The sequence below is a fragment of the Natronococcus pandeyae genome (assembly GCF_008122205.1).
GTDB lineage: Archaea > Halobacteriota > Halobacteria > Halobacteriales > Natrialbaceae > Natronococcus > Natronococcus pandeyae.
In genome coordinates this window covers 78,552-101,999 of sequence record NZ_PHNJ01000016.1, presented here as the reverse complement: position 1 = coordinate 101,999, position 23,448 = coordinate 78,552, and the positions used below count along the sequence as shown (strand labels likewise).

The following is a 23,448-nucleotide window of genomic DNA, read 5'->3' as shown; positions in this document are numbered from 1 at the left end:
CCCGTCGCGCCATCGAGCCGTTTCGGGCCAGCAATCGGTCCGTCTCAGTCGACGCGCGGTGGTTAATAAAATCGTCAACTTCATTACTAACCACTCGCACTTTACGGATGGTATCTAACAATGACGGCTAATTCCACCCGTTCGACCCGCCGAAAGCTGCTCGCAGCGTCCGGTTCCCTCGCGGCACTCGGTATCGCCGGTTGTCTCGGCGAGGACGGTGACGACGAGGCTGGCGGTGACGACGGTCACGACGATGACCACGACGATGACCACGCTCATGATGACGACCACGACGACGATGACCACGGTCACGACGACGAGCACATGGACGTCGAAACGTTCGAACTGCTCGACCGTGACGCGGACGAACTGCTAGCGTACGTCCACGACGATCACTGGGACCACGGTCCGCTGTACGTTCCGCTCGAAGATTCCCTCTCGGTCGAGGTTCACGCGGAGGATGCCGACGGCGAAGAGATCGTCTTCGGCGAGGACGAAGAGTACCAGCTCGAGGCGACCGTCGTCGAGGGCGCCGAGGAGAACGTCGAGATCGAATCGCACGGCGACCACCTCGATCTGACCGGCGAATCGGCGGGTATCACCGAGATCATCGTCCAGATCTGGCACGACGATCACTCGGACTGGGACTCGCCCGAACTCGAGACCGAAGTCGTCGAAGAGTACGACGAGGAAGAGAACCACGCTGACGACGATCACGACCACGGTCACGATGACGACCATCACGACGATGATCACCACGATGACGACCATCACGATGATGACCATCACGACGATGATCACCACGACGACGACGATCATCACGACGACGACCACTGAAAACGCGGTCGTCTCCGTCAAGCTGCCGTGATCCCTTCTCGCTTCGCTTTCTGCCGTGGCGGTATCGTTTCTCGCCCGTGCTGATACCGACGATTCGTTTTCGCCCTCCGAGTTGCTATCACGCCGCCGGTGAGTGCCACGAGTTATTAACTCGACCATTTTAGATAATAACTCTTTTATCCGCACGCTCGTACTCTCCTGTATGACTCATTCACGCCGTGCAGTTCTGCGGTCCGGTGCAGGGGCGCTCGCGCTGGGTGCCCTCGCCGGCTGTCTGAGCGAACCCGACGGTGACAGCGGTGGGGGAGAGGACGGTTACGCTTCGTTCTTCGCACTCGCCGACTGGTCAACCCACGTCGTCGGCGACGAGATGGAGATCGAGAACCCGATCGAAACCGGAGAGATGGGCCACGGGTGGGAGCCGCCGGTCGATCTCCAGCGCGAGATTGCGGAGTCACAAGTGTTCATTTATCTCGACAGCCCCGAGTTCGCCTGGGCACAGGACGTCGCCGCCGACCTCGAGGCCGAGGACGTTGCGCTGATCGACGCTCTCGAGGGACTCGAGAGCCAACTCCTGCCGGTGGACCGCGGCGGCGACGACGACCGCGAACCCGAGGACGAGTACGACGACGACCCCGCGGAGGTCCAGGTTGCGGAGTTCGAAATTTACGACCGCCGGACGGGCGAAGAGGTCGGCTACTGGCACGGCAGTCACTGGCACGGCGGCGTTCCCGACGTCGTCCTCGACCAGCACGTCGCGATCGAGGGCGTCTTCGAGGACGAACAGGGCCGCGTGCTGCCGCTCGGCGAGGACGAACCGTTCCGGCTCGAGGCCCGGATCGCCGACGGTGCGGATCCGGACGTCCTCGAGATCGAACCGCAGGGCGACCACGTCGAGTTACACGGGGCCGAAACCGGACGGACGATGATCATTTTCGAACTCGTCGTCGACGACGAGACCGTCTGGGATACGAGCGAGGACAACGCCTCCGTCGCAGTCGTCGAGGAGTCCGAGGAGGACGAATCGGCGGAGTTTGCGGATCCCCACGTCTGGGTCGATCCGGTCCTCGCCCAGGAGATGGTCGAGACGATCGCAACCGGACTCGGCGAACTCGATCCGGACAACGCAGAGCTGTACGAAGAGAACGCGGCCGAGTACACCGAACGGATGGCCGAGGTCGACCAGCAGTTCGAGGAACTCGCCGAGAACGCGACTCGAGAGGTCGCCGTCATAGCGGGCCACGACTCGTTCCAGTACATCGAGGAGCGCTACGGCTTCGAGCTTCACACGCCGGTCGGCGTCTCCCCCGACGCGGTCGAATCGAGCGAGGACATTTCCGAACTGATCGGCGTCGTCGAGGAACACGACATCGACACGATCCTCTACGATCCGTTCGAGACGCAGAACCCGGACGACGACGTTCCGCAGATGGTCGACGTGCTCCTCGACGAAACCGACGCGACCGACTCCGCACCGATCACGGCGGCTGAGGGGACGACCCAGGAGTGGAACGAACAGGGCTACGGCTGGATCGAACAGATGGAGGAAATCAACGTACCATCGTTCTCGCAGGCACTCGGTGCCGAATGAGCGTGGAAGATTCGGACGCATCCGGCCGCCGAAATGGAAGACATAAGAATATCCGCGTTCGAGACGTGGGTGAAGCTACTGTGACCCCGATCGTCGACATCCAGAATGTGACGTTCGCGTACGGCGAGACCGTCGCCGTTCGAGACGTCTCGCTGACGATCGAGGAAGGCGACTTTCTCGGACTGGTCGGCCCGAACGGATCCGGAAAGACGACCCTGCTGCACCTGATGCTCGGCTTGCACGAACCCGATAGCGGAACGATCGAGCTGTTCGGCCAGCCGGTCGAGGAGTTCGACCAGGGAAGCCGCATCGGCTACGTCTCTCAGAAGGCCACGAGCCGCGGCGGAACGATGCCGGTCACCGTCCGCGAGGCCGTCACGATGGGACGGTTCGCCCACGCCGGCCACTCGCGGCTAACGGACACCGACGCCGAAATCGTCGACGACGCCATGGAGACCGTCGGCATTACCAATCTCGCCGATCGACGGGTCAACCAGCTCTCGGGCGGACAGCGACAGCGGGCGTACATCGCCCGAGCCCTCGCGTCCGAGGCGGATCTGTTGGCGCTCGACGAGCCGACCGTCGGCGTCGACGCCGAGTCCCGCGACGCGTTTTATCGATTGCTGGATTCGCTGAACGACGCCGGAATCACGATCGTCCTGATCGAACACGACATCGGCGTCGTCACCGATCGCGCGGATCGGATCACCTGCATCAACCAGGAAGTGTACCACCACGGAGATACGGAATCGTTCGTCGAAAGCGACGCCCTAGAGCAGGCGTACGGATCGACCGGCCAGGTCGTCCACCACCACCACTGATGCACCACGGCACCAGACGCAGCCTCGAGCGAGTCGGGATCGCACTCACGGGACTGTTGGCGGTCGTGATGATCGGCTTTCTCGCACTCGAGTGGCTCCAGGAGTACCCCTACGCGGGGATGCTCTACGACCAGTTCATGGTCGTTGGGATGTGGCTCGACCACCTCCTCGGAACGAGCGTCTTCAGCTACTCGTTTATGCTGCGCTCGATCGCGACGGGCGTGCTCATCGGGATCGCCGCACCGCTGGTCGGCACCTATCTCGTCCACCGAGAGATGGCGCTGATCGGCGAAACGCTGGCCCACACCGCCTTCGCGGGCGTCGCCATCGGCCTGCTGTTCAGCGCGACGACCGAGTGGGACGGCTCGCTGCTGATCGCCGCCCTCGTCGTCGGCGTGATCGGCGCCTTGCTCGTCCAGTTTTTGGCCGAGCGAACCAACACGTACGGCGACGTCCCGATCGCGATCATGCTCACCGGCAGCTTCGCCGTCGGGACGCTCATCATCAGCTACGGCCGCGGCGGGTTCTCGGGCGTCAGCATCGAGGACTACCTGTTCGGTAGCGCCGCCGTAATCCCTGCTGAAGGCGCGCGGATGGTCGCAGTTCTCACCGTCGTCGTCGTCGGCGTCGTCGCGCTGACGTACAAGCAGTTGCTGTTCATCACGTTCGACGAGCAGGCCGCTCGCGTCGCTCGGCTCAACGTGACCTGGTACAATACGCTGTTGATCGTGATGACGGCCGTCGTCGTCGTCGGCGCGATGCAGATCCTCGGCGTGATCCTCGTCGCCGCGATGTTGGTGATCCCTGTCGCGGCCGCCTCGGAGGTCGCACACGGCTTTCGGGAGACGCTCTCGCTCTCGATCCTGTTCGGCCAGGCGTCGATCCTCGGTGGCTTCGCGTTCGCGATCTCGCAGGGGCTGCCGCCCGGCGGCTCGATCGTCGTCGTGGCGATCGGGATCTACCTGCTGGCGCTTCTCTTCTCCAGCCGATCCGGAACCGCGATTTCGATGCACTAGCTCGCGGCGTGTAGGTCCATTCCCGGGCTGCGGGAGCACGCTATACGTTTAACCCTCTCCTCTGCTAACTTTCGGTCGATGGGACGGTTATCTGACCTCTTTGCACCCGAGACCGTCGCCGTGGTCGGCGCCACCGATCGCGAGGGAGCCGTCGGTCGGGCAATCCTCGAGAACCTGCAAGGCGATTTCGCAGGCGAGGTGATTCCGATCAACCCTAACCGCGACGAGGTCCTCGGACTCGAGTGTTATCAGGACGTGAAGAGCGCGCCGCCGATCGATCTCGCATTGATCGTCGTCCCGCCCAGCGTCGTGATCGACGCGATCGAGGACGTCGCCAGGGCGGGAACCGACGACGTCGTCGTCATCACCGCCGGCTTCTCCGAGACGGGCGGCGAGGGAGCCGAGCGCGAGCGACGGCTCCGCGAGATCGCCGCGGAGTACGATCTCAACGTCGTCGGCCCGAACAGCCTGGGCGTGATGTCGACCCCGGTCGAGATGAACGCCACGTTCGGGCCCGAAAACGCCCTCGAGGGATCGATCTCCTTCATGAGTCAGTCGGGCGCGTTCATCACGGCCGTCCTCGACTGGGCCAACGAGCAGGGGATCGGCTTCCAGGACGTCGTCTCGCTCGGAAACAAGACCGTCCTTGACGAAACGGATTTCGTCCGCGAGTGGGGCGACGATCCGGAGACGGACGTCATCATCGGCTACCTCGAGGACATCGACGACGGTCAGGGGTTCTTGCAAGCGGCCCGCGACGTGACCGACGACACGCCGATCGTCCTCGTCAAGTCCGGGCGTACCGACGCCGGTGCGCAGGCTGCGTCCTCGCACACTGGTGCGATCGCCGGCAGCGAACGGGCCTACGAGGCGGGTCTCGAGCAAGCGGGCGTGATCCGCGCCACGTCGGTCCAGCAGTTGTTCGACTACGCGCGGGCCCTCTCGGGACTGCCCGAACCCGACACCGACGGCGTCGCCGTCGTAACCAATGCCGGCGGTCCCGGCGTGTTGACCACCGACGCAGTCGGCGACTCGACGCTCGAGATGGCGAACTTCACCGACGAGACGATCGACGAACTCGCGGCGGCGATGCCCGACGAGGCAAACGTCTACAACCCGATCGACGCCATCGGCGACGCCGACGTCGAGCGCTTCCGCGAGGCGCTCGACATCGCACTCGACGACCCGAACGTTGGCAGCGCGGTCGTCGTCAGCGCCCCAACGGCGGTGCTCAAATACGACAAACTCGCCGAGGTGGTGATCGAGAAACGCGAGGAGTACGAGAAACCCGTCGTCACCTGCCTGATGGGCGGCGACCGCGCGCGGGCCGCCGAGGAGGTCCTGCGGGAGTTCGGCATCCCGAACTACTTCGACCCCTCCCGTGCCGTCGCGGGGCTGGGCGCGCTGGCCCAATACCGCGACGTGCGCGAACGGACGATCGACGAGCCGACCGAGTTCGACGTCGACCGCGAGCGCGCCCGCGAAATTTTATCGCGCGCCCGTAACCGCGACGACAACCGCCTCGGCGTCGAGTCGATGGACTTACTCGAGGCTTACGGGATCCCGACGCCGACCGGCGAGATCGTCGACGATCCCGATCGGGCCCGCGACGTCGCCGAATCGATCGAGGGCGACGTCGTGATGAAGATCGTCAGCCCCGACATCAGCCACAAGAGCGACATCGGCGGCGTCAAAGTCGGCGTTTCCGACGAGGACGTGTACGACGCCTACGAGGACGTCGTCGCGCGAGCGCGCAACTACCAGCCCGACGCGACGATCCTCGGCGTCCAGGTCCAGGAGATGCTCGACATAGACGAGTCGACGGAGACGATCGTCGGCATGAACCGCGACCCACAGTTCGGCCCGCTGCTCCTGTTCGGCCTCGGCGGCATCTTCGTCGAGATCCTCGAGGACACCTCGGTTCGGGTCGCACCCCTCGGCGAGGGAGAGGCCCGCGAGATGGTCGACGAGATCAAGGCGGCGCCGCTGCTGCGCGGTGCCCGCGGTCGCGAACCGGCTGACGTGGAGGCCGTCGTCGAGACGATCCAGCGGCTCTCACAGCTGGTGACGGACTTCCCGTCGATCCTCGAACTCGACGTGAACCCGCTCGTCGCCGGCCCGGACGGCGTACAGGCAATCGACCTCAGACTCACCGTCGACACGGAGGAACTATGACTGACACCGACACCGACACGGAGATCGAATCGACCGACAAGACCGCGACCGACGCCGACACCCTCCTCGTCAGTTCGCTCGAGGAGAGCACCGGCAAGACGGCGATCACGCTGGCGCTCGCGCGCCTCGCCCGGGAGGGCGGCGACAGCGTCGGCTACATGAAACCGAAGGGGACCCGCCTCCAGAGCAACGTCGGGAAGACCTTAGACGAGGATCCGATGCTCGCTCGCGAACTGCTCGACCTCGAGGCCGAGATGCACGACCTCGAGCCGGTCGTCTACTCACCGACGTTCATCGAGCAGGCGATTCGCGGCCGCGAGGATTCGGACGAGCTCAGTGCGCGCGTCCGGGAGGCGTTCGAGGAACTCGCGGCCGATCACGACCGGATGTTCCTCGAGGGCGGAGGCCGGTACGACGTGGGCGGCATCGTCGACCTCACCGACGCCGACCTCGCGACCCTGCTCGACGCGCGCGTGCTGCTGGTCGCCCCCTACGAGGTTCCCGGCGACGTCGACGACGTGCTCGCGGCCGCCGAAACATTCGGCGACCGGCTGGCCGGCGTCATCTTCAACGACGTCCCCGACGCGGCGTACGATCAACTCGAGACGGACGTCGTCCCATTCCTCGAGGGTCGAGACATCCCGGTCCACGGCGTGCTCCCGAGCGAGCGGACGCTCTCGGGCGTGACGGTCGCCGATCTGGCGGACGAACTGGGCGCGTCGATGCTCGTCGAGGAGGGCGCCGACGCCTACGTCGAACGATTCACCGTCGGCGCGATGGGTGCCGACAGCGCGCTGCGACACTTCCGTCGCACGAAAGACGCCGCGGTCATCACCGGCGGCGACCGGGCCGAGATCCACACCGCCGCGCTCGAGGCGCCGGGCGTCCGCTGTCTCATCCTTACGGGCGGCCACCGGCCGTCCGGCGCAATCGTGGGACAGGCCACCGAGAAGGACGTCCCGATCCTCTCGGTACAGACGGACACGCTGACGACGGTCGAGCGCGCGGAAGACGTCGTCCGAAGTGGGCGCACTCGGGACGCGGAGGCGGTCGACCGAATGGAGGCGTTGCTCGCCGATCACGCGGCTGTCGATGCGATACTGAAGTAAGGACGTCGACAGCCGTTCGTCGATGTCGACCTGTCTTCCCTGGAAAACGCGGTCTCGAGAGGATGGGCAGCCCTCGTCGATTTTCGTGGCACGCAGTCGGACCGAAAACGTGCTCGAGAGGAGTGATCCGGGCACACCACTCCTCCCGAAACCTGCCGGATGTCAGAGGCACCCCGGCAGTTCACCTATCGATGGCCACTACTATACTCTCATTCCCCGAACGAACACTCATCTGCTGCCTAATTATATTTAAATCTTTTTGTGATTTATATAGACGATGATAATCGGTCCGATCTGCCGAGTCCCCTCACCGATCGATCCTTTCGTCCAGTTTGGTTGCCGGGGCACTCGCACTCGAGGAGTTCGATAAACTTGCGGCTCGTCTTCCCGCCACTGCCAGTGCGAGTCAACTTTTCGCGCCGATAGCGCCGAACGTATCGCTCGATTCACGGTTTCTGGAGGGGTGTGAGGTCGTACTTACATCCGCGAGCGACCCCCTCGGTTCGACACGGCACGGTACTCACGCGAAGCGGATCGAGCCGAACGTGCGCTCGAGAAACTGCTCGCGACCGTCGACGCTCACCGTGCGGTCGTCCCAGACGTTCGACACCGTGTCATCGACGCGTACCGTGACGCGATCCACGACGGATCTCGGTCGCCGTCGTCCCGCCGAGTGCCGCCGTCGAGACATTGCTCGCAGATCGCCGGCAGTCGACCGTCGTTGCGCTCGAGTGGATGAGAGAGCGACTCGAGGCGATCTGGGCGCGCTCGGTAGCCGTCTTTCGATAGAGAGCCGGTGTGAGCAGTTACACGCCAGAGAACCAATCATATATGAAGATAGTCTCGAATTCGTGTAGATCGCGTCTGACCAAGAATTAAGAGTCACCCACACATGACTGCTGGTATGGACGACACACACCAGGAAATTACTTCTCTCGTCGGTCGCGAGGTGTACTCGAACAACGGCGTTTTCGTTGGCGAAGTCGAAGACCTCCAGTTGAACGTCGACAGCGAGACGATTCAGGGACTCGCGCTCGGCAACCTGAACTCCGAACTGTTCAGCGAAGAGGCCAAGATCGGACAGGGCGTCATCGTGCCCTACCGCTGGGTCCGATCCGTCGGCGACGTAATCCTCGTCAACGACGTCATCGAGCGCGTTCGCGAACCGGACGAAGAAGAGGAAGACGAGATCGTCGCCTGATCAGTTCCCGTTCGATCCTTCGCTGCCGTCGACGCCCATCGCGTCGAACAGCGTTCGCTTGACCGCCTCTTCGGTGAGCTCGAGCAGCGTGTCGCGGGTATCCTCCGAGATCTCGATTCCGGTGAAGATCCCCAGCGGAATCTCCGCACTGGCCTGCGTCGAGTGGCCCGCAGTCTCGCCGATCTCGCCGTAGGCGTCGGCTAACACCTTCCCGATGTTGATACGGATGTCCTTCGAGCGGCCCGCGAGGAAGATCGTCTCGTCGGCGATTCCGAAGACGGCGGTCGTCGTCACGCCCTCGAGATCGAGGAGGTGACTCGCGGCCTGGGTGAGCGCCTCTCGGTCCCGGACGAAGCCGGCGTTCGAGACGAGGTGACTCCCCTGGACGTCCCGATTGGTGATCGCCTCCGCGAGGACGTCTAGCGTCTCGGGCGACATCGACGGCGACTCGACCTGCTCCAAGGTGTCGTGGTTCGCGAAGGGGTAGAGATAGGCTGCGGCAGTGAGGTCGGCGGGAGTCGTGTCGCGTTTGAAATCGAGGGTCTCCGCGCGGATCCCGTAGAGGAGTGCCGTGGCGACCTCCTCGGAAACGTTCATGTCGAACTCCTGGATGTACTTCGTCATGATCGTCGACGTCGAGGACATGTTCGGTCGGATGTCGACGAAGTCAGGATCGTGGATCTCCTCGGCCTCGTGGTGGTCGATGATGATGTCGACCGTGAGATTCATTTCGGCGGACGTCGCGTGATCGACGAGCGCGACGGTGTCGTACACCGAGTGGTCCTCGATCTCGTCCCACTGGACGAGGTCGATACCCAGGAGGTTGACGAACGCGCGGTTCTCCTGGTGGCCGACGTCGCCCAGGTAGATGATGTCCGACTCGATGTCGAGGTGGTCGGCGATCGCCTGCAGCGCGGCCGCGCTGGCGATCGAGTCCGGATCGGGACTGTCCTGGGTCAGGATGCCCAGCCGCGAGTCCGTCTCCTCGACCAGCTGGGAGAGTTTCCCGGCGTTGTACTCGAGTTCGCCGGACTCGAGGGCGCGAAGTGCTGACTCCGCGATGACGGAGGACGGATTGATGACGATATCCGTGCCGAGTCCGGAGAGTTCGTCACCGGAGACCGGATCGCTCGCACGCGCGACGAGGAACTGGCTCTCGTCGTTCCTGGAACGGATGTGCTCGACCGCCTTCTTGTTCGCCTCGACGTCGGAGGCGAGGATCAAGACGACGTCGCGCTCGGCGACGAGGTCGGCGGCCTCGGGTTCGCGGATGTCGGCGGTTCGAGCGTCTAAGTCCTGATCGCGCAGGGATTCGACGCGGCTCTCATCGCGGTCGATAATGACGACGTCCTTCCCCTGCTCGACGAGTTCCTCGGCGACGGCGTACCCCACGCTCCCGCAGCCGAGAATCGCGTAATCCGAGATGGACGAGATCGTAACCCCCGTACTCATGTGACAGTGTGGTCGAACCGACCGTACTTAACGGTCCCGAACATTGGCACATTAGGTCAATGAACGTAGGAGACACGGCTGCGGGCGGTTTGACGACCATTCACACGACGCCTGCTAAGGGAAACGTATATTTGTCCACACCCGAAAGTCGCAGGTACAGGGCCGGTAGCTCAGTCCGGCAGAGCGTCTGACTCTTAATCAGACGGTCGCGTGTTCAAATCGCGCCCGGCCCGCTTTTGCGACGAACATTTTCGTGTGGAGCAAAGCGGCTATAACGATTCGAAGTAGACGAGTCACAGCCAACGAGGAATCTTCGATCCCTCGAGCAGTCGCACAGAGCGTCGACGACCGCGCCGTAAGCGAAGCGAACGAGCAGGAACATCCCGGCTATAGTACCAACTGAAACGATTCACCCACTGATCGCACTGTCCGCGGTTCTCGCTTGCGCCGCTTCCCCCGAACCGCGCTCCCGTCGTGCGATCGGGTGTGCACTGACGTTCAGTGGCTACTATCGTTCACAATCTCACTCAGTCCGCTTTTCGACGACGAGCAGGGCGAGAACTACGATCGGAAACAGACGGGTCATAGTACGTGAGGTCTCTTCGAGCCCTCGAGCGACGAACCGACCGAGACTGGACGCGATCGAAAACCCGGTCTACTGTCCCGTAAGGCACTCTCTACCACGAATTTGATCGATCATAACCAAATCACTTCAGTTCTTCATAGGTGAAGAGAATGAAATATCTGTAGAAATTGAGAGTCACTATCGCGGTTGCAAATCACTTTGGAAGTGGGGTTATTGCGTTTCCTACTGTACCCGTAAGTGAGAACTATGACATCGATCGCGGACCTTGAAATCCCGGGCGACGGAACCGGACTGGCGGAGTTGTTCGAAGCAGTTCCATCGCTTACGTGCGAGATGGAGCGTGTTATCGCCTCGAGCGGCCACGGTCTCTGGCTTTCCGGCCCATCCCGGGCCGAGATCGAGGAGGCGCTGTCGGATGCCTCCGCAGTCGAAGAATACTCGCTGATCAGCAGCGACGAGGATCGCTGGCTGTTCGACATCGAGTTCGATCCGGAGACGGTCGACGTCTTCGAACTCGTCCTCGAGGAGGGTGGAACCGTCCTGAGCGCGTCGGCCTCGGACGGCTCCTGGCTGCTGAGCGTTCGCGTTCTCGATCGTGAGGACGTCAGTTCGCTCTACGACGAGCTCATGGATCGCGACATCACGCCGACGATCGTCCGCCTGTTCGACGTCGCGGACGAGTCCCACTCTCAGTGTGGACTCACCCAGCGCCAGTACGAGACGCTGGTCGCGGCGATCGACCACGGCTACTTCGAGATCCCGCGCGAGGTCTCGATGCAGGAACTCTCCGAGGAACTCGGCATCTCCCACCAGGCGCTCTCGGAGCGCCTCCGCCGGGCCTACCGCGCGCTGGTCACCTCCGAACTCAACGTGGCCGAGGAGGAGACGACTGCTCCACCGGTCCCATCCGACTAACGTCCGCCCTCAGTCCGCTATCGGTCAGCTCACTGTTTTCGCAGTCGTCGATACAAGGAGCGATTCGGCAGTCGCGAACCAAGTACCATTATTAGCCGTGAACGATGTGCTCAAGCTATGCACATCGACAGCGAGGACGACGTCCTCGAGATCAGGTTCGATCGTCCAGGTGTACTCAACGCGATCACTCGAGAGATCGCCACGGAACTGGCCGAGACGGTCGAGAACGCCGACCCAGAGGAATACCACGCCATCACGATCACCGGCGAGGGAGACGCCTTCAGCGCCGGCGGTGACATCGAAGCGATGACCGAAGAGCCCGCCGCCCCGCGAAAGTCCTACGACGAAGTCACCGAGACGTTCGGCCGTGTCGTCGAGGCGATGCTCGAGTGTCCCGTCCCGATCGTCGCGAGAGTAAACGGCGACGCCGTCGGTGCGGGGCTGGCGATCGTCGCCCTCTCAGACATCGCCTACGCGGCCGAGGACGCGACGTTCTCCTGTGCGTTCGTCAGAGTCGGACTCATCCCGGACACCGGCGGGACGTTCATGCTGCCCCACATCATCGGCCTGCGAGCGGCGAAGAAACTCGCGTTCACCGGGGAGTTCTTCGACGCCGACCGGGCGGCCGACCTGGATCTGGTCAACGAGACCGTTCCCGCCGACGAACTGGACGACCGGGTGGGTGATACCGTCGATCGACTCGGTCGTCGACCCACCGACGTCATCGGGATGACGAAACAGGCACTCCACGAGAACATGGGCCGTCACTGGAACGAAGCGCTGGACTACGAGAACATGCTCCAGGTCCAGGCGCGTTCCTCCGACTCTCACGAGGAGGGCGTCGCCGCGTTCCTCGAGGGTCGGGACCCCGAGTTCAACGAGTAGTGGCCGAACGCGGTTCGATGCCGTTCGACGAAAGCCACTTCGTCTGTTATTCGAATCGCAAGCCACCGCAAGCAACACCATTGTACGGCTCTTTGCCGTATTTCAAATCGTAATGACCCCAGAGTTTACCGACGACGACATCGGCAAGTCCGTTGTTAACGCAGAGGGAGAAGAGGTCGGGATCGTTGCGGAAGTCGAACACGGCACCGCACACGTCGAACCCGACCCCGGGATTACGGATACGATCAAGGCGAAACTCGGATGGGGAGACACAGACGGTGACGCGTACCCCCTCCAGGAGCAGGCAGTCGCCGAAGTAACCAGCGACGAGGTCCACCTTCAGCACGACCTCGAGTCCAGCGGTACGACAGGTACCGGTGCCAGTGCGGGTGCCGGTGCTGGAGCGGCCGGTACCGAAACCACTCGAGATGCTGGTACAGAAGACGACGATCTGATCGGTGACGACGATGACGACCTCATCGGTGACGACGACGATGGTCTTACCGACGACGATGACGATCTGATCGGTGACGACGACGATACCCGCGTTGGCGATGATGACGACGATCTGATCGGCGACGACGATGACGACCTTATTGGTGACGACGATGACGGCCTCACCGACGACGATGACGATCTGATCGGTGACGACGACGACGGCCTCACCGACGACGACGACGATCTCATCGGCGACGACGATGACGATCTGATCGGTGACGACGACGATACCCGCGTTGGCGATGATGACGACGATCTGATCGGCGACGACGATGACGATCTGATTGGCGATGACGACGACGATCTCATCAGAGACGACGACAACCGTGTCGGTGACGACGATGACGACCTGATCGGTGACGACGACGACGGCCTCACCGATGACGACGACGATCTCCTCGGCGACGACGATGACGACGACCTCCTGGACGACGACACTCGGTAACGCCGTCCTCCAGGGGCTCGACGTCAGTCGACTACGGTTCAAATTCTGGGTTTTTTGGCGGCCAGACACCGTTCAACTGCGGGTCCGGACGACAGCCGGATCTCTCTGGAGAGACACTCACTCGGTAAAAACAGCCCTCGTCCTCCCGGTACCGCGTTCGCTGTCCGTTCTCGCCGTCTGGCGCCACCACCGCACACTTACTCCGATTTGTGACGAACCGTCAACACCGGCACGTCCGATAGCCGGACGACCTTCTCCGTCACGCTCCCGAGCAGATACCGGTCGAGGCCCGTCCGTCCGCGCGTCCCCATCACGATCAGATCGATGTCGTTCTTTTCGACGTACGAGAGAATCCCGGTGTGGGGACGTCCGTGCACGACGTCGCCGACGACTCGATCGTGTCCTCGTTCGCGGACCGCTTCGACGAGGGTTTCGACGGTCGTCGTTCCCGTCTGCTCGAACTGCTCGACGACCGGTCCGGTCTCGACCTCGCCGGCGAAGACCGTCGTATCGACGACGTTGAGCAGATGCAACTCCGCGTCGTACTGCTCGGCGAGATCGAGTGCGTTCTCGAGCGCCTGCTCTGCGGGTGCGCCGCCGTCGGTCGGGAGCAGGATGCGGTCGTACACGGCCGGCGATTCGGAGCGAAGAACCAAAAGTGTATGTTCGACGGTACCAATGGACGAGAGCTCTCGAGAGATACCATCGTCGTCTCGTCGAAAACGACTCGATTCAACCGGTGTCGTCGGACGATCGGCCGAATCGCCGCGACGACGTCACCCGGCGGCTGATCGAATCAGGCGTCGCCGTCGGGTTCGCCGTGTGTGACGCCCTCGCGGTCGTCCGCCCGTCGGCGTCGCAGTGCGGCCCGCGCGTTCGACGCCTCGTAGCCGAAGAAGACGTCCTTCCCGTAGGCCTCCGCGACCTCCGTCGCGTGAATCAGGTTGTCGATGTCGACGTTGACGGCGTACAGTTCGATGCTGAACGGTGTTTCGAGGGCGCTCTCGAACCCTTTCGCGATCGTCTCGAGCCAGTAGGTCGTCTCGTAGGCCGTGTCGTACAGGGGAACGACGAACTCGTCGACGTACTCCTCGAGCGCCTCGAGGTCGATACCGGCCCGCTCGTAGAGGTGGCCGGGATAGGGATCCGGATAGAGCGTCATGTAGACGCGACCGGGGACGTGATCGACGGCTTCCTCGACGAACTCGGTGATAACGTTCGCGCGCCACTCGAAGCGATCCTCGTAGTCGCTCTCCTCGAAGTTCTGCTCGCAGATTCCGCAGCGACAGTACTCGGCCCGCGGGAAACCGATGTCGTCCAGCCGAACGTCTTCGTTCGCCTCGGTGCAGTCGTCGATGATCTCGAACAGCCCCTCGCGGTAGTCCTCCCGGGAGGGACAGACGTACGCCCAGTCGAAGTACTTCCGATCCCGGGTCGCCGGACGGCCGAGGTCGTCGACCGGGACGAGCGATGGATCGGCGTCGGCGGCGGCGTTGTCGCCGAAACAGGACACCATGTTCACCGCGTCCTCGATCGGTTCGGCAGACCGACCGGTGACGTCTTTGACCTCGTAGAAGCCGCGGTCGAACTCCGGCCAGCGTACCTCTTCCGCGTTACGCGTGACGACGCCGTACATACGAAAACTGTACGGCGCCGCACTCGTAAGCCGTTCGGAACTGGGCGTTACTGCGATTCCGGTTCGTACTCGTACTCGACGTCCGAAGGGCCGCTGAAGACGACCTTCCAGAGGGCGACGATGACGAACATGGCGATCAGGATTTTGACAGCGCGTGACATATCCACTCGGATAGTCGAGGGGGACCCATTTATCAATTCTGAAATTCTTCACAACGGGAAATGCTTCGGGGACGGAACGTCTGACCGACGCCCACTCAGGTGTCGATCAGCGACGCGATCTCTTCGCGGACGATCGTCCCGCAGTACGAACAGCGCACGGCGTCGTCGAACACTTCGAACGTCGAACTGACCGGTTCGTCGCCCGTCGAGATACAGCCTGCGTTGGGACAGGAGAGCACGCCCTCGACGACGTCGGGACGCTCGACGCGGTGTTTCTCGATGACGTCGTAATCCCGGACGATATTGATCGTCGCGTCGGGTGCGATCAGCGAGAGCACGTCGACCTCGTCCTGACTCAGTTCTCGGCCCTCGACTTTCACGATGTCCTTCCGTGCGAATCGATCCGACGGGACGTTCATCCCGACGGAGATCTCCTCGCCCTTGCTGCCGTCGATCCCGAGGATCGCGAGGACGTTCAACGCCTGGCCGCCGGGAACGTGATCGATGACCGTTCCGCTCCGGATCTTGCTGACGCGCAGTTTGTGGTCGCCGTCGTCACTCATCGTCTTCACCTCCCTCGTCGCCCAGGAGCAAGTCGAGGAGTGCCATCCGGACCGGAACACCGTTGTGTGCCTGTTCGAAGTAGGCTGCGTGTTCCGTCTCGTCGACCTCGGGAGCGATCTCGTCGACTCTCGGCAGCGGATGCATGACGGTTAGATCGTCGCTCGCCGCCTCGAGCGTGTCGACGCCGATCTGGTACTCGCCGGCGATCTTCTGGTACTCCGTCTCGTCGGGGAATCGTTCGCGCTGGATTCGGGTGACGTAGAGCACGTCCAGCGACGGCAGGATCTCCTCGAGCGATTCGTGCTCGCGGACCTGGGCCCGTTCCTGTTCCTGGTGGAGATCGTAGACGACCTCCCGGGGGAGCCGGAGGCTCTCCGGGCTAATGAAGTGCTGGTGCGCGTCGAAGTTCGAGAGCGCGTACGCCAGCGAGTGGACGGTCCGGCCGTACTTCAGGTCGCCCATGATACCGATCGTCAGATCCTCGAGTCCGGCGTTCTCCCGGATCGTGTAGAGGTCGAGGAGCGTCTGTGTCGGGTGCTGTCCCGCCCCGTCACCGGCGTTCAAGAGTGGGACGTCGACGAACTCGCTCGCCATCGTCGCCGCGCCCTGTTTCGGGTGGCGCAGGACGAGCGCATCGGCGTACCCCTCGATGACCCGCACCGTGTCGGCGAGCGTCTCCCCCTTCTTTACGCTCGAGGACTCGACGGATCCCATGTCGACGACGTCGCCGCCGAGTCGCTTCATCGCGGTCTCGAAGCTCATCTTCGTCCGCGTGCTCGGCTCGAAAAAGAGCAGGCCGAGCAACGCCCCCGCGTGACGGTCCGCGACGGCCGTGGGATCGTCGCGGATCTCGGCCGCCCGGTCGAGGACGGTCTCGATGTCCGACCGCGAGAGTTGTTTGCTCGTGATGACGTGATCGTGGCGCATCTGTTGGAACTGGCATCTGCAGCCCTCTTGAATCTCCCCATTCGTCGAAGCCTATTCCGGACGCGATCGGCCGACGACGAAAACATGTCTACGAGTCTAAATTTACGGAAAGCAAAGAATTATACAGAGTCTGTTACAAATGGTCACAATCGTATGGTGGGTCGGCTGAAGACGGGGGTTGACGTGCTCGATCGGAAGCTCGACGGGGGTGTGCCACCGGGCTGCATCGTCGCGTTCACGGCCGATCCGGCGAGCCAGTCCGAGCTTCTGCTGTACGAACTGACCGCTGCGCGCGGAACGCTCTATCTGACGACCGAGCGGTCCACCGAAGCGATTCGTCACGCACTCGAACATTCACCGTCGACGGTCGGCAGCCCGACGGTCCGACACGTGACGGGCGACGCGCCACTCGAGGAAGCCACGCGGTTCGTCGGGGCGCTCCCGGACGGGGCGAACCTCATCGTCGACACGGCCGACGTCCTCGAGCGGGCCGACGCCGACGAGTACGTCAGCTTCCTCAACGATCTCAAGACGAGAATGCTCGAGACTGACGGTATCGCGGTATTGCACTGCCTGAAGGGAGAGAGCGTTCCGGCGAACAGGATGCGAACCCATCACGCCGCGGACGCGGTCTTCGATCTCCGAACCGGAATCACCGGAAACGAACTCGAGAACCACCTCTCTATTCCGAAGTTCCGCAGCGGAAAGCAGCCGACCGAGGCGATCAAACTCGAACTGACCGAAGAAGTTGCGATCGACACGAGCCGCGACATCGCCTAGTCGATTTTATTACCAACCGTGAGTACAGTACCGCTACAACCGTCCTGAAAGCCCCCTCCGTCTCGACTCCCGGGTCTCGCTGTCGTTCGAAAGGCGCTCCGCGCCTTTCGTGAGTGAGCGAATCGAAGCTAAGCGGGAGCGAAGCTCCCCCGAGGTCAGCGGGACAACGTCCCGCCAGAATTCGCGATCTCCGCGAAACCTTCGGTTTCGCTTGACGACGAGAGAGCGAAGCTCTCTCGAACCACGCTCCTCGCTCCCGCTGGTCGCTCCGGTGCTTGCTTCGCCCGGGTTCGTCGAGACGGGAAGCCCCTTTCGTTCCACCCGGTAGTGGCTGCTCGGACGGGCAAAACACGTAGACCGCTCTCACCGGCGGCTCTCGGAGGATAAAAAGCGAAAACGCGGCGTCGTTACTCTTCGGCGCCTTCGAGCTCTTCGACGATCTCGTCCGCGTCGATGTCGGCGTCCTCGAGGGCTTCCTCGATGTCGCCTTCGCCGCCTGCACCGCCCATGCCGCCCATCATACCGGGCATGCCCATGTCGCCCATGCCGTCGATGATCTCCTGGACGATGACTCGGTCGACGCCCAGCTTGTCGATGACGTCCTGACCGATCTGCTGTTTGCCCATCATCCACTGCTGGTTCATCGTCATCTGTGGCGTGGCCTCGAGGTAGAGCGTCTCCTTCTCGACGACTTCCGTCTCGAATTCGGGCTCGGCGTCTTCCTCGTCCTCGTCGGGTTCGACGGGGACCTCTTCCTCGACTTCGTCGGTCTCGATCCAGAGGTCGGGCTCCATCCCGAGGTACATCTCGAACAGACCGGCGGCCTGCTGTTCGACGTCGTCGACTTCCTCGACGATCTCGTACTCGTACTCGACGTCCTCACCCGCGAGCGGGTGGTTGAAGTCGACGCGGGCGCGACCGCCGACGATCGTGCTGATGTAGCCCTGTTTCCCGTCGATCTGGACGTTCGCACCGGGGTAGCGGTCGTCCTCGTCGATCTTCTCGGCGCTGACGGTCTGGACGTCGTCCGGATCGTACTCGCCGAAGGCGTTCTCGGCGGAAATCGTCACGGTGCCGGAGTCGCCGACCTCGCTGCCGATGATCTCTTCTTCGACTTCGTCGAAGATGTGACCCTCGCCGAGCACGAGCGTCCGCGGCTCGAACTCCTCTGCCTGGTCGTCGACACCCTCTTCTTCGGCTACCTCGGGGTCGGTCGTGTCGACCAGCTGTTCGTCTTCGACGGTGTACGCCGTGTAGGCGAGCGTTACGAAATCGCCGGCCTGAAGCCCCTCGGCTTCGGCGTCATCGTCTGTGTTCTCGTCGACGTCATCGGCCTGGTCATCGAGTTCGGCCTCCTGTTCCTCGGTCATACGTTGTACGTCCCCCTGTCTACATTTAAGGACGACGTTTTTCCCCGAGAACGACCGATACTTACGAGCGGTCGCCCTTCCGGAACCTATGTACGAGGTCGAGATCAAGGTACCCGCCGATCTCGAGCGCGTCCGCAACCGGCTGGACGAACTCGGGGCAACGTCCACGGACGCCGTCGTCCAGGCCGACACCTACTACGACGCGCCACACCGGTCGTTTCCGGAGACCGACGAAGCGCTCCGTATCCGGTCCGAGCGCCCCGAAAGGGGGGACGAAGTGACGCGTCTCACCTACAAGGGACCGCTCGTCGACGACGAGTCGAAGACGCGCGAGGAGATCGAGACCGCCGTCGGGGACGGTGAAACGGTCGACGCTATCCTGACGAAACTCGGCTTCGACGCCGCCGCGACGGTTCGCAAGGATCGCGAGCGGTTCGCGTTCGAGGGGTACACGATCACGCTCGATTCGGTCGACGGCGTCGGCGAGTACGTCGAGGTCGAGACCGAGGTCGAGGACGAATCCGGCCTCGAGTCGGCGCGAGAGGGTGCGTACGAGGTACTCGAGCGGATCGGACTCGAGCCGAGCGATCAACTTCGAACGTCGTATCTCGGGCTCCTGCTCGAGTCCCGGTCGGACGACTGAGTCTCGACGTCGCGTCCGTTTACCGCGTCCCGTCGACCTGGATCGGATCGCGAACCAGCCGGCGAGTGAGATTACCACGGGGTATTTTCTGTCCAGATTTGTTTCCGGAAGTTATAGAACCTCGAACCATCTATCCCCGATATGAGCGAACGGAATATCCGGGTCGAGCCGATCGACCGGCAGGCAGTCGAAGATCAGGAGGTCGAAATCGTCGAGCGAAAGGGAATCGGTCATCCGGATTCGATCTGCGACGGCGTCGCCGAGAGCGTTGCCGGCGCGCTGGCACGCGAGTATATCGACCGCGTCGGTGAGGTACTGCACTTCAACACCGACGAGACTCAGCTGGTCGCCGGCGAGGCCGCCCCCGCGTTCGGCGGCGGCGAGGTCGTCGATCCGATCTACCTGCTGATCGTCGGCCGCGCGACCAAGCGGTACGAGGGGCAAACGATCCCGACGGAGACGATCGCGCTGCGGGCCGCCCGCGAATACCTGGAGGAGACGATTCCCCAGCTCGAGTACGGCGAGGACATCATCGTCGACGTCAAACTCGGGGAAGGCAGTGGCGACCTTCAGGACGTCTTCGGCGAGGACGAGGAATCTGACGCGGACGACTCGGATCCGGCGAGCGGCGAGGAGTCGTCCAGCCCGGTGGGCATCCCGATGGCCAACGACACGAGTTTCGGCGTCGGCCACGCGCCGCTGACCGAGACCGAACAGATCGTCCTCGAGGCCGAGCGGCGACTGAACGGCGAGTACGCCGCGACCAACCCGGAACTCGGCCCCGACGTGAAGATCATGGGCAAGCGCGAGGGGGACACGATCGACGTCACCGTCGCCGCGGCGATGATCGACGAGTACATCGCCGACCTCGACGAGTACATCGACGCCGTCGAGTCCGTCCGCGAGTTCGTCACGGAGGTCGCGAACGAACACACCGACCGCGACGTCAACGTCTACGTCAACACCGCCGACGACTACGAGGAGGGCTCGATCTACCTCACCGTCACCGGCACCTCCGCCGAGCAGGGTGACGACGGCTCCGTCGGCCGTGGTAACCGCGCGAACGGTCTCATCACGCCCAACCGGTCGATGTCGATGGAAGCAACGAGCGGAAAGAACCCGGTCAACCACATCGGGAAGATCTACAACCTGCTCTCGACGTCGATCGCCGACTCGGTCGTCGCCGACGTCGACGGCATTCGCGACCTTCGCGTCCGCCTGCTCTCTCAGATCGGTCGCCCGATCGACGAGCCACACGTCGCCGACGTCCACGTCGTCACCCACGAGGGGGTCTCGCTCGAGGACGTCGAGGCCGACGTCGAGGCCATCGTCGACGAGGAACTCGGCAACGTCACCGAGATCACGCGACAGGTCATCGACGGCGAACTCACGACGTTCTGATCGCGGTCGATCGCTCTCGAGTCCTGCTCGTTTTCGGGTCGGAGCGTCGCTGATCGGTCGGCAGTCGGACGAAAGTACCGGCACGATCCCCTGACTTCGGAATAATCAAGAGCCGATCCCGCATACCGTATTACGAATCGAAATACTGGAATGTCCTCGTCCGAATCTGACCCGAGCGAACCGCTCGACGTGTCCTCCCGTTCAGTCGTCGTCGCCGTCGTCGCGAGTACCTTCTTCGTCGGTTTCGGCGGCGGCGTCATCTTTCCGATCCTGCCGAACCTCGGGGAGGTGCTCGGCATCTCGGCGTTCATGGTCGGCGTCATCCTCGCGGCCAACCGGTGGACCCGGCTGGTTGCGAACGCGCCCGCCGGCGTCCTCGTCGACCGGATCGGGACCCGGAAACCGTTCATCGCCGGGCTGGCGATCGAGGGCGTCGCGACCTTTGGCTACGTGGTCGCGCTCCTCGCGTCGCATCCATCGATGTGGTTCCTGCCGGACGCTCCCGAAGCCTGGTTCGTCCTCGCCCGGGTTCTGTGGGGAATCGGCAGCGCGCTCGTGTTCGCGACCGCGTACACGATCACGGCCGACGTCAGCGACTCAGGTTCGCGCGGCACGAGCATGGGCATCGTCCGGGCGGGGATTACGTTCGGCTTCCCCGCGGGACTCGTGCTCGGGGGACTCGTCAGCGAGACGTACGGCAACGCCGAGGCGTTCGTCCTCGCCGCCGCGTTCGCCGGACTCGCGAGTATCATCGCCTACTTCGTCGTTCCCGAAACTCACGTCGAGGGGTCGGATTCCTCGGTCAAACCGTGGGATCTCGAGCTAACGCTGCCCGCGCTCACCGTCGGGCTGGTCAACTTCGGGCTCTACTTCGCGTACATCGGCGTGCTGTTCTCGACGCTGGTGCTCTACTTGCAGGCCGAGGCGCTCACGATCTCGACGACGATGTTCGGCTACGGAATCGAGTACGGCGAACAGGGAACTTCGGGCGTGTTGATGGCGGTCTCCGTCCTCGCAGGAGCGATCTTCACGATCTCCGGCGGCGTGCTGAGCGACTCCGTCGGCGCTCGTATGCCCGTTCTGGTCCTCTTTCTGGTGACGGCCTGTGTCGGCTTCGGGGTCCTCACGCTGGCGCCCTCGTTCTGGTACGTCGTGCTCGCGTGTGCGCTGATCGGGGCGGGACAGGGCGGCATCGGCGGCCCACTGACCGCGTTGCTCGCCGATCTCACGGTCGAAGAACGGATGGGACGGGCGATGGGGACGAACAACGTCCTCGGCGACGTCGGTGGCGGACTCGGTCCGCTGGTCGCGCTGCCGTTCGCCGAGGTGGTCGGGTTCCAGGCGATGTACGCGCTCAGCGCGATCATCCCGCTGCTGGCCGGTGTGATCCTGGTCGCCGGCGTCTACTCCCACACCGGGAGTCTGAGTCCGACCGTCGAGGAGTCGGCGATCTAGACGACCGCAGCCCGTCTCTCCGCGAAACCGCGACGGCCTCGCCGCGATGACAACGGCTTTGCCCCGAGAGACGGTGCCTCCACTATGGACCTCCGGAACGCGCTCCGTGGTATCACGTGTCCGACCGTGACGCCGTTCGACGACGGATCGATCGACGAGTCCGCACTCGTCGACCTGCTCGAGCACCTCCAGGAGGGCGGAATCGACGGGATTTTCGCCTGCGGGACGTCCGGCGAGTTCCCGAGTCTTGCTCCCGAAGAACGCCGGCGCGTGATCGAACTGACCGTCGAGCACGCCGAGGGCCCGGTCGTCGCCTGTGCGGGTGCGACGAGCGTCGACGAAACCGTCGCTCACGTCGAGAACGCCGCCGCGGTCGGGGCCGACGCCGCCGCGTTGGTGCCGCCGTACTTCACTCCGGCGAACGCACCGGCGGGGAACCGTCAGTTCTTCGAGGCCGTCCTCGAGGCCACGTCGATTCCGCTGTTGCTGTACAACATTCCGCAGTATACGGGCCAGCGCATCGAACCCGAGACGGTCGCTGCCGTCGCCGAGCACGACCGGTTCGTCGGGATCAAGGACTCGAGCGGGGACCTCTCGTACTTTCAATCGATCCTCAGGCAGACTCCCGACGAGTTCCTGTGTCTGATGGGCTACGACTCGCTGGTGGTTCCGTCGCTCCGGATGGGCGGCGACGGCGGGATCAACGCGTTGTCGAACGTCGTTCCCGGAACGTTCCAGGAGATGGTCGAGGAAGCGGAAGCCGACCGCGGCCGGGAGATTCAGGCCGACGCTATCGCGCCGCTGTTCGAGCTGTGTGCGTCCCACGGCTTCGCCCAGGCGACGAAGGCGGGGCTCGTCCACCGCGGCGTGCTCTCCGCCGACGACGTTCGCCCGCCGCTGGTCCCGGTCGACGACGCGGGGGCCGACGAGATCGGTGCCGCAGTCGAGGCGACCCTCGAGGTCGCCGGGCGCTGAGTTTC

Annotated in this window: 22 protein-coding genes and 1 tRNA gene; 16 read left to right on the top strand and 7 right to left on the bottom strand. The window is 63.4% G+C overall.

Going from position 1 to position 23,448, the window contains the following annotated elements; all coding sequences use genetic code 11:
- Positions 1–120: 120 nt before the first annotated feature.
- The 6 genes from CV102_RS21500 (at position 121) to CV102_RS21475 (ending at position 7,549) form a co-directional block, all read left to right on the top strand.
- Positions 121–837, top strand: a complete 717-nt coding sequence (locus tag CV102_RS21500; RefSeq protein ID WP_148860078.1) for a hypothetical protein — start codon at positions 121–123, stop codon at positions 835–837.
- 202 nt (positions 838–1,039) lie between these two features.
- The gene (locus tag CV102_RS21495; protein ID WP_148860077.1) at positions 1,040–2,428 is read left to right on the top strand and encodes a metal ABC transporter solute-binding protein, Zn/Mn family; all 1,389 of its coding nucleotides are present in this window, start codon (positions 1,040–1,042) and stop codon (positions 2,426–2,428) included.
- A gap of 80 nt (positions 2,429–2,508) precedes the next feature.
- On the top strand, positions 2,509–3,249 hold the full coding sequence (locus CV102_RS21490) for a metal ABC transporter ATP-binding protein (RefSeq protein WP_148860076.1): 741 nt from the start codon (positions 2,509–2,511) through the stop codon (positions 3,247–3,249).
- On the top strand, positions 3,249–4,265 hold the full coding sequence (locus tag CV102_RS21485; protein ID WP_148860075.1) for a metal ABC transporter permease: 1,017 nt from the start codon (positions 3,249–3,251) through the stop codon (positions 4,263–4,265). Before CV102_RS21490 ends, CV102_RS21485 begins: the two co-directional genes overlap by 1 nt.
- Positions 4,266–4,343: 78 nt before the next feature.
- Entirely contained in the window at positions 4,344–6,440 is a 2,097-nt protein-coding gene (locus CV102_RS21480) for an acetate--CoA ligase family protein (protein WP_148860074.1), read from the top strand.
- Positions 6,437–7,549 (top strand): phosphotransacetylase family protein, encoded by a 1,113-nt coding sequence (locus CV102_RS21475; protein WP_148860073.1) that lies wholly within the window; start codon positions 6,437–6,439, stop codon positions 7,547–7,549. Before CV102_RS21480 ends, CV102_RS21475 begins: the two co-directional genes overlap by 4 nt.
- 520 nt (positions 7,550–8,069) lie before the next feature.
- Here CV102_RS21475 and CV102_RS27085 read toward each other — a convergent pair.
- Positions 8,070–8,192 carry a hypothetical protein gene (locus CV102_RS27085; RefSeq protein ID WP_267903139.1) on the bottom strand — a complete coding sequence of 41 codons (123 nt, stop codon included), beginning with the start codon at positions 8,190–8,192 and terminating at the stop codon, positions 8,070–8,072.
- Positions 8,193–8,453: 261 nt separating this feature from the next.
- Here CV102_RS27085 and CV102_RS21470 point away from each other — a divergent pair, with 261 nt between their 5' ends.
- A complete protein-coding gene (locus CV102_RS21470) occupies positions 8,454–8,750 on the top strand; it encodes a PRC-barrel domain-containing protein (protein WP_148860072.1) in 297 nt (98 codons plus the stop codon).
- Here the strand turns inward: CV102_RS21470 and CV102_RS21465 are convergent, their stop codons facing one another.
- On the bottom strand, positions 8,751–10,202 hold the full coding sequence (locus tag CV102_RS21465) for a DHH family phosphoesterase (RefSeq protein WP_148860071.1): 1,452 nt from the start codon (positions 10,200–10,202) through the stop codon (positions 8,751–8,753).
- A gap of 159 nt (positions 10,203–10,361) precedes the next feature.
- On the opposite strand from CV102_RS21465, the gene CV102_RS21460 reads away from it, so the two are divergent.
- The 4 genes from CV102_RS21460 (at position 10,362) to CV102_RS21445 (ending at position 13,531) form a co-directional block, all read left to right on the top strand.
- Positions 10,362–10,435 (top strand) — tRNA-Lys (locus CV102_RS21460).
- Between the two features lie 599 nt (positions 10,436–11,034).
- The gene (locus CV102_RS21455) at positions 11,035–11,703 is read left to right on the top strand and encodes a helix-turn-helix domain-containing protein (RefSeq protein ID WP_148860070.1); all 669 of its coding nucleotides are present in this window, start codon (positions 11,035–11,037) and stop codon (positions 11,701–11,703) included.
- Between the two features lie 117 nt (positions 11,704–11,820).
- Positions 11,821–12,588 carry an enoyl-CoA hydratase/isomerase family protein gene (locus CV102_RS21450; protein ID WP_148860069.1) on the top strand — a complete coding sequence of 256 codons (768 nt, stop codon included), beginning with the start codon at positions 11,821–11,823 and terminating at the stop codon, positions 12,586–12,588.
- A gap of 112 nt (positions 12,589–12,700) precedes the next feature.
- On the top strand, positions 12,701–13,531 hold the full coding sequence (locus CV102_RS21445; protein ID WP_148860068.1) for a PRC-barrel domain containing protein: 831 nt from the start codon (positions 12,701–12,703) through the stop codon (positions 13,529–13,531).
- A 197-nt stretch (positions 13,532–13,728) separates the two neighbouring features.
- On the opposite strand, the gene CV102_RS21440 is transcribed toward CV102_RS21445, so the two are convergent.
- From CV102_RS21440 to pyrB, 4 genes are all read right to left on the bottom strand, one after another.
- The gene (locus CV102_RS21440; protein WP_148860067.1) at positions 13,729–14,160 is read right to left on the bottom strand and encodes a universal stress protein; all 432 of its coding nucleotides are present in this window, start codon (positions 14,158–14,160) and stop codon (positions 13,729–13,731) included.
- A 167-nt stretch (positions 14,161–14,327) separates the two neighbouring features.
- Positions 14,328–15,167: a hypothetical protein gene (locus tag CV102_RS21435; protein ID WP_148860066.1), complete on the bottom strand. Its 840-nt coding sequence runs from the start codon at positions 15,165–15,167 to the stop codon at positions 14,328–14,330.
- Between the two features lie 256 nt (positions 15,168–15,423).
- On the bottom strand, positions 15,424–15,891 hold the full coding sequence (gene pyrI / locus CV102_RS21430; RefSeq protein WP_148860065.1) for an aspartate carbamoyltransferase regulatory subunit: 468 nt from the start codon (positions 15,889–15,891) through the stop codon (positions 15,424–15,426).
- A complete protein-coding gene (gene pyrB, locus CV102_RS21425) occupies positions 15,884–16,819 on the bottom strand; it encodes an aspartate carbamoyltransferase (protein ID WP_148860064.1) in 936 nt (311 codons plus the stop codon). The genes pyrI and pyrB overlap by 8 nt, the downstream gene beginning before the upstream one ends.
- 153 nt (positions 16,820–16,972) lie before the next feature.
- Here pyrB and CV102_RS21420 point away from each other — a divergent pair, with 153 nt between their 5' ends.
- The gene (locus CV102_RS21420; RefSeq protein ID WP_148860063.1) at positions 16,973–17,599 is read left to right on the top strand and encodes an RAD55 family ATPase; all 627 of its coding nucleotides are present in this window, start codon (positions 16,973–16,975) and stop codon (positions 17,597–17,599) included.
- Positions 17,600–18,006: 407 nt separating this feature from the next.
- On the opposite strand, the gene CV102_RS21415 is transcribed toward CV102_RS21420, so the two are convergent.
- Complete coding sequence (locus tag CV102_RS21415; protein WP_148860062.1) at positions 18,007–18,969, bottom strand: FKBP-type peptidyl-prolyl cis-trans isomerase; 963 nt, start codon at positions 18,967–18,969, stop codon at positions 18,007–18,009.
- An 88-nt stretch (positions 18,970–19,057) separates the two neighbouring features.
- Here CV102_RS21415 and cyaB point away from each other — a divergent pair, with 88 nt between their 5' ends.
- The 4 genes from cyaB to CV102_RS21395 all read left to right on the top strand — a co-directional run bounded on the left by cyaB (position 19,058) and on the right by CV102_RS21395 (position 23,443).
- Entirely contained in the window at positions 19,058–19,612 is a 555-nt protein-coding gene (gene cyaB, locus CV102_RS21410; protein ID WP_148860061.1) for a class IV adenylate cyclase, read from the top strand.
- 141 nt (positions 19,613–19,753) lie between these two features.
- Positions 19,754–21,013 carry a methionine adenosyltransferase gene (locus tag CV102_RS21405; RefSeq protein ID WP_148860060.1) on the top strand — a complete coding sequence of 420 codons (1,260 nt, stop codon included), beginning with the start codon at positions 19,754–19,756 and terminating at the stop codon, positions 21,011–21,013.
- A gap of 150 nt (positions 21,014–21,163) precedes the next feature.
- The gene (locus tag CV102_RS21400; RefSeq protein WP_148860059.1) at positions 21,164–22,468 is read left to right on the top strand and encodes an MFS transporter; all 1,305 of its coding nucleotides are present in this window, start codon (positions 21,164–21,166) and stop codon (positions 22,466–22,468) included.
- Between the two features lie 84 nt (positions 22,469–22,552).
- Entirely contained in the window at positions 22,553–23,443 is an 891-nt protein-coding gene (locus tag CV102_RS21395) for a dihydrodipicolinate synthase family protein (RefSeq protein ID WP_148860058.1), read from the top strand.
- Positions 23,444–23,448: the final 5 nt, after the last annotated feature.

Bases quoted from the DNA above. Each gene is read 5' to 3' on its own strand.
- CV102_RS21500 (WP_148860078.1), top strand. From the start codon at position 121: ATGACGGCTAATTCCACCCGTTCGACCCGCCGAAAGCTGCTCGCAGCG.
- CV102_RS21495 (WP_148860077.1), top strand. From the start codon at position 1,040: ATGACTCATTCACGCCGTGCAGTTCTGCGGTCCGGTGCAGGGGCGCTC.
- CV102_RS21485 (WP_148860075.1), top strand. From the start codon at position 3,249: ATGCACCACGGCACCAGACGCAGCCTCGAGCGAGTCGGGATCGCACTC.
- CV102_RS21480 (WP_148860074.1), top strand. From the start codon at position 4,344: ATGGGACGGTTATCTGACCTCTTTGCACCCGAGACCGTCGCCGTGGTC.
- CV102_RS21475 (WP_148860073.1), top strand. From the start codon at position 6,437: ATGACTGACACCGACACCGACACGGAGATCGAATCGACCGACAAGACC.
- CV102_RS21470 (WP_148860072.1), top strand. From the start codon at position 8,454: ATGGACGACACACACCAGGAAATTACTTCTCTCGTCGGTCGCGAGGTG.
- CV102_RS21465 (WP_148860071.1), bottom strand. From the start codon at position 10,202: ATGAGTACGGGGGTTACGATCTCGTCCATCTCGGATTACGCGATTCTC.
- CV102_RS21455 (WP_148860070.1), top strand. From the start codon at position 11,035: ATGACATCGATCGCGGACCTTGAAATCCCGGGCGACGGAACCGGACTG.
- CV102_RS21450 (WP_148860069.1), top strand. From the start codon at position 11,821: ATGCACATCGACAGCGAGGACGACGTCCTCGAGATCAGGTTCGATCGT.
- CV102_RS21445 (WP_148860068.1), top strand. From the start codon at position 12,701: ATGACCCCAGAGTTTACCGACGACGACATCGGCAAGTCCGTTGTTAAC.
- CV102_RS21435 (WP_148860066.1), bottom strand. From the start codon at position 15,167: ATGTACGGCGTCGTCACGCGTAACGCGGAAGAGGTACGCTGGCCGGAG.
- pyrI (WP_148860065.1), bottom strand. From the start codon at position 15,891: ATGAGTGACGACGGCGACCACAAACTGCGCGTCAGCAAGATCCGGAGC.
- pyrB (WP_148860064.1), bottom strand. From the start codon at position 16,819: ATGCGCCACGATCACGTCATCACGAGCAAACAACTCTCGCGGTCGGAC.
- CV102_RS21420 (WP_148860063.1), top strand. From the start codon at position 16,973: ATGGTGGGTCGGCTGAAGACGGGGGTTGACGTGCTCGATCGGAAGCTC.
- CV102_RS21415 (WP_148860062.1), bottom strand. From the start codon at position 18,969: ATGACCGAGGAACAGGAGGCCGAACTCGATGACCAGGCCGATGACGTC.
- cyaB (WP_148860061.1), top strand. From the start codon at position 19,058: ATGTACGAGGTCGAGATCAAGGTACCCGCCGATCTCGAGCGCGTCCGC.
- CV102_RS21405 (WP_148860060.1), top strand. From the start codon at position 19,754: ATGAGCGAACGGAATATCCGGGTCGAGCCGATCGACCGGCAGGCAGTC.
- CV102_RS21400 (WP_148860059.1), top strand. From the start codon at position 21,164: ATGTCCTCGTCCGAATCTGACCCGAGCGAACCGCTCGACGTGTCCTCC.
- CV102_RS21395 (WP_148860058.1), top strand. From the start codon at position 22,553: ATGGACCTCCGGAACGCGCTCCGTGGTATCACGTGTCCGACCGTGACG.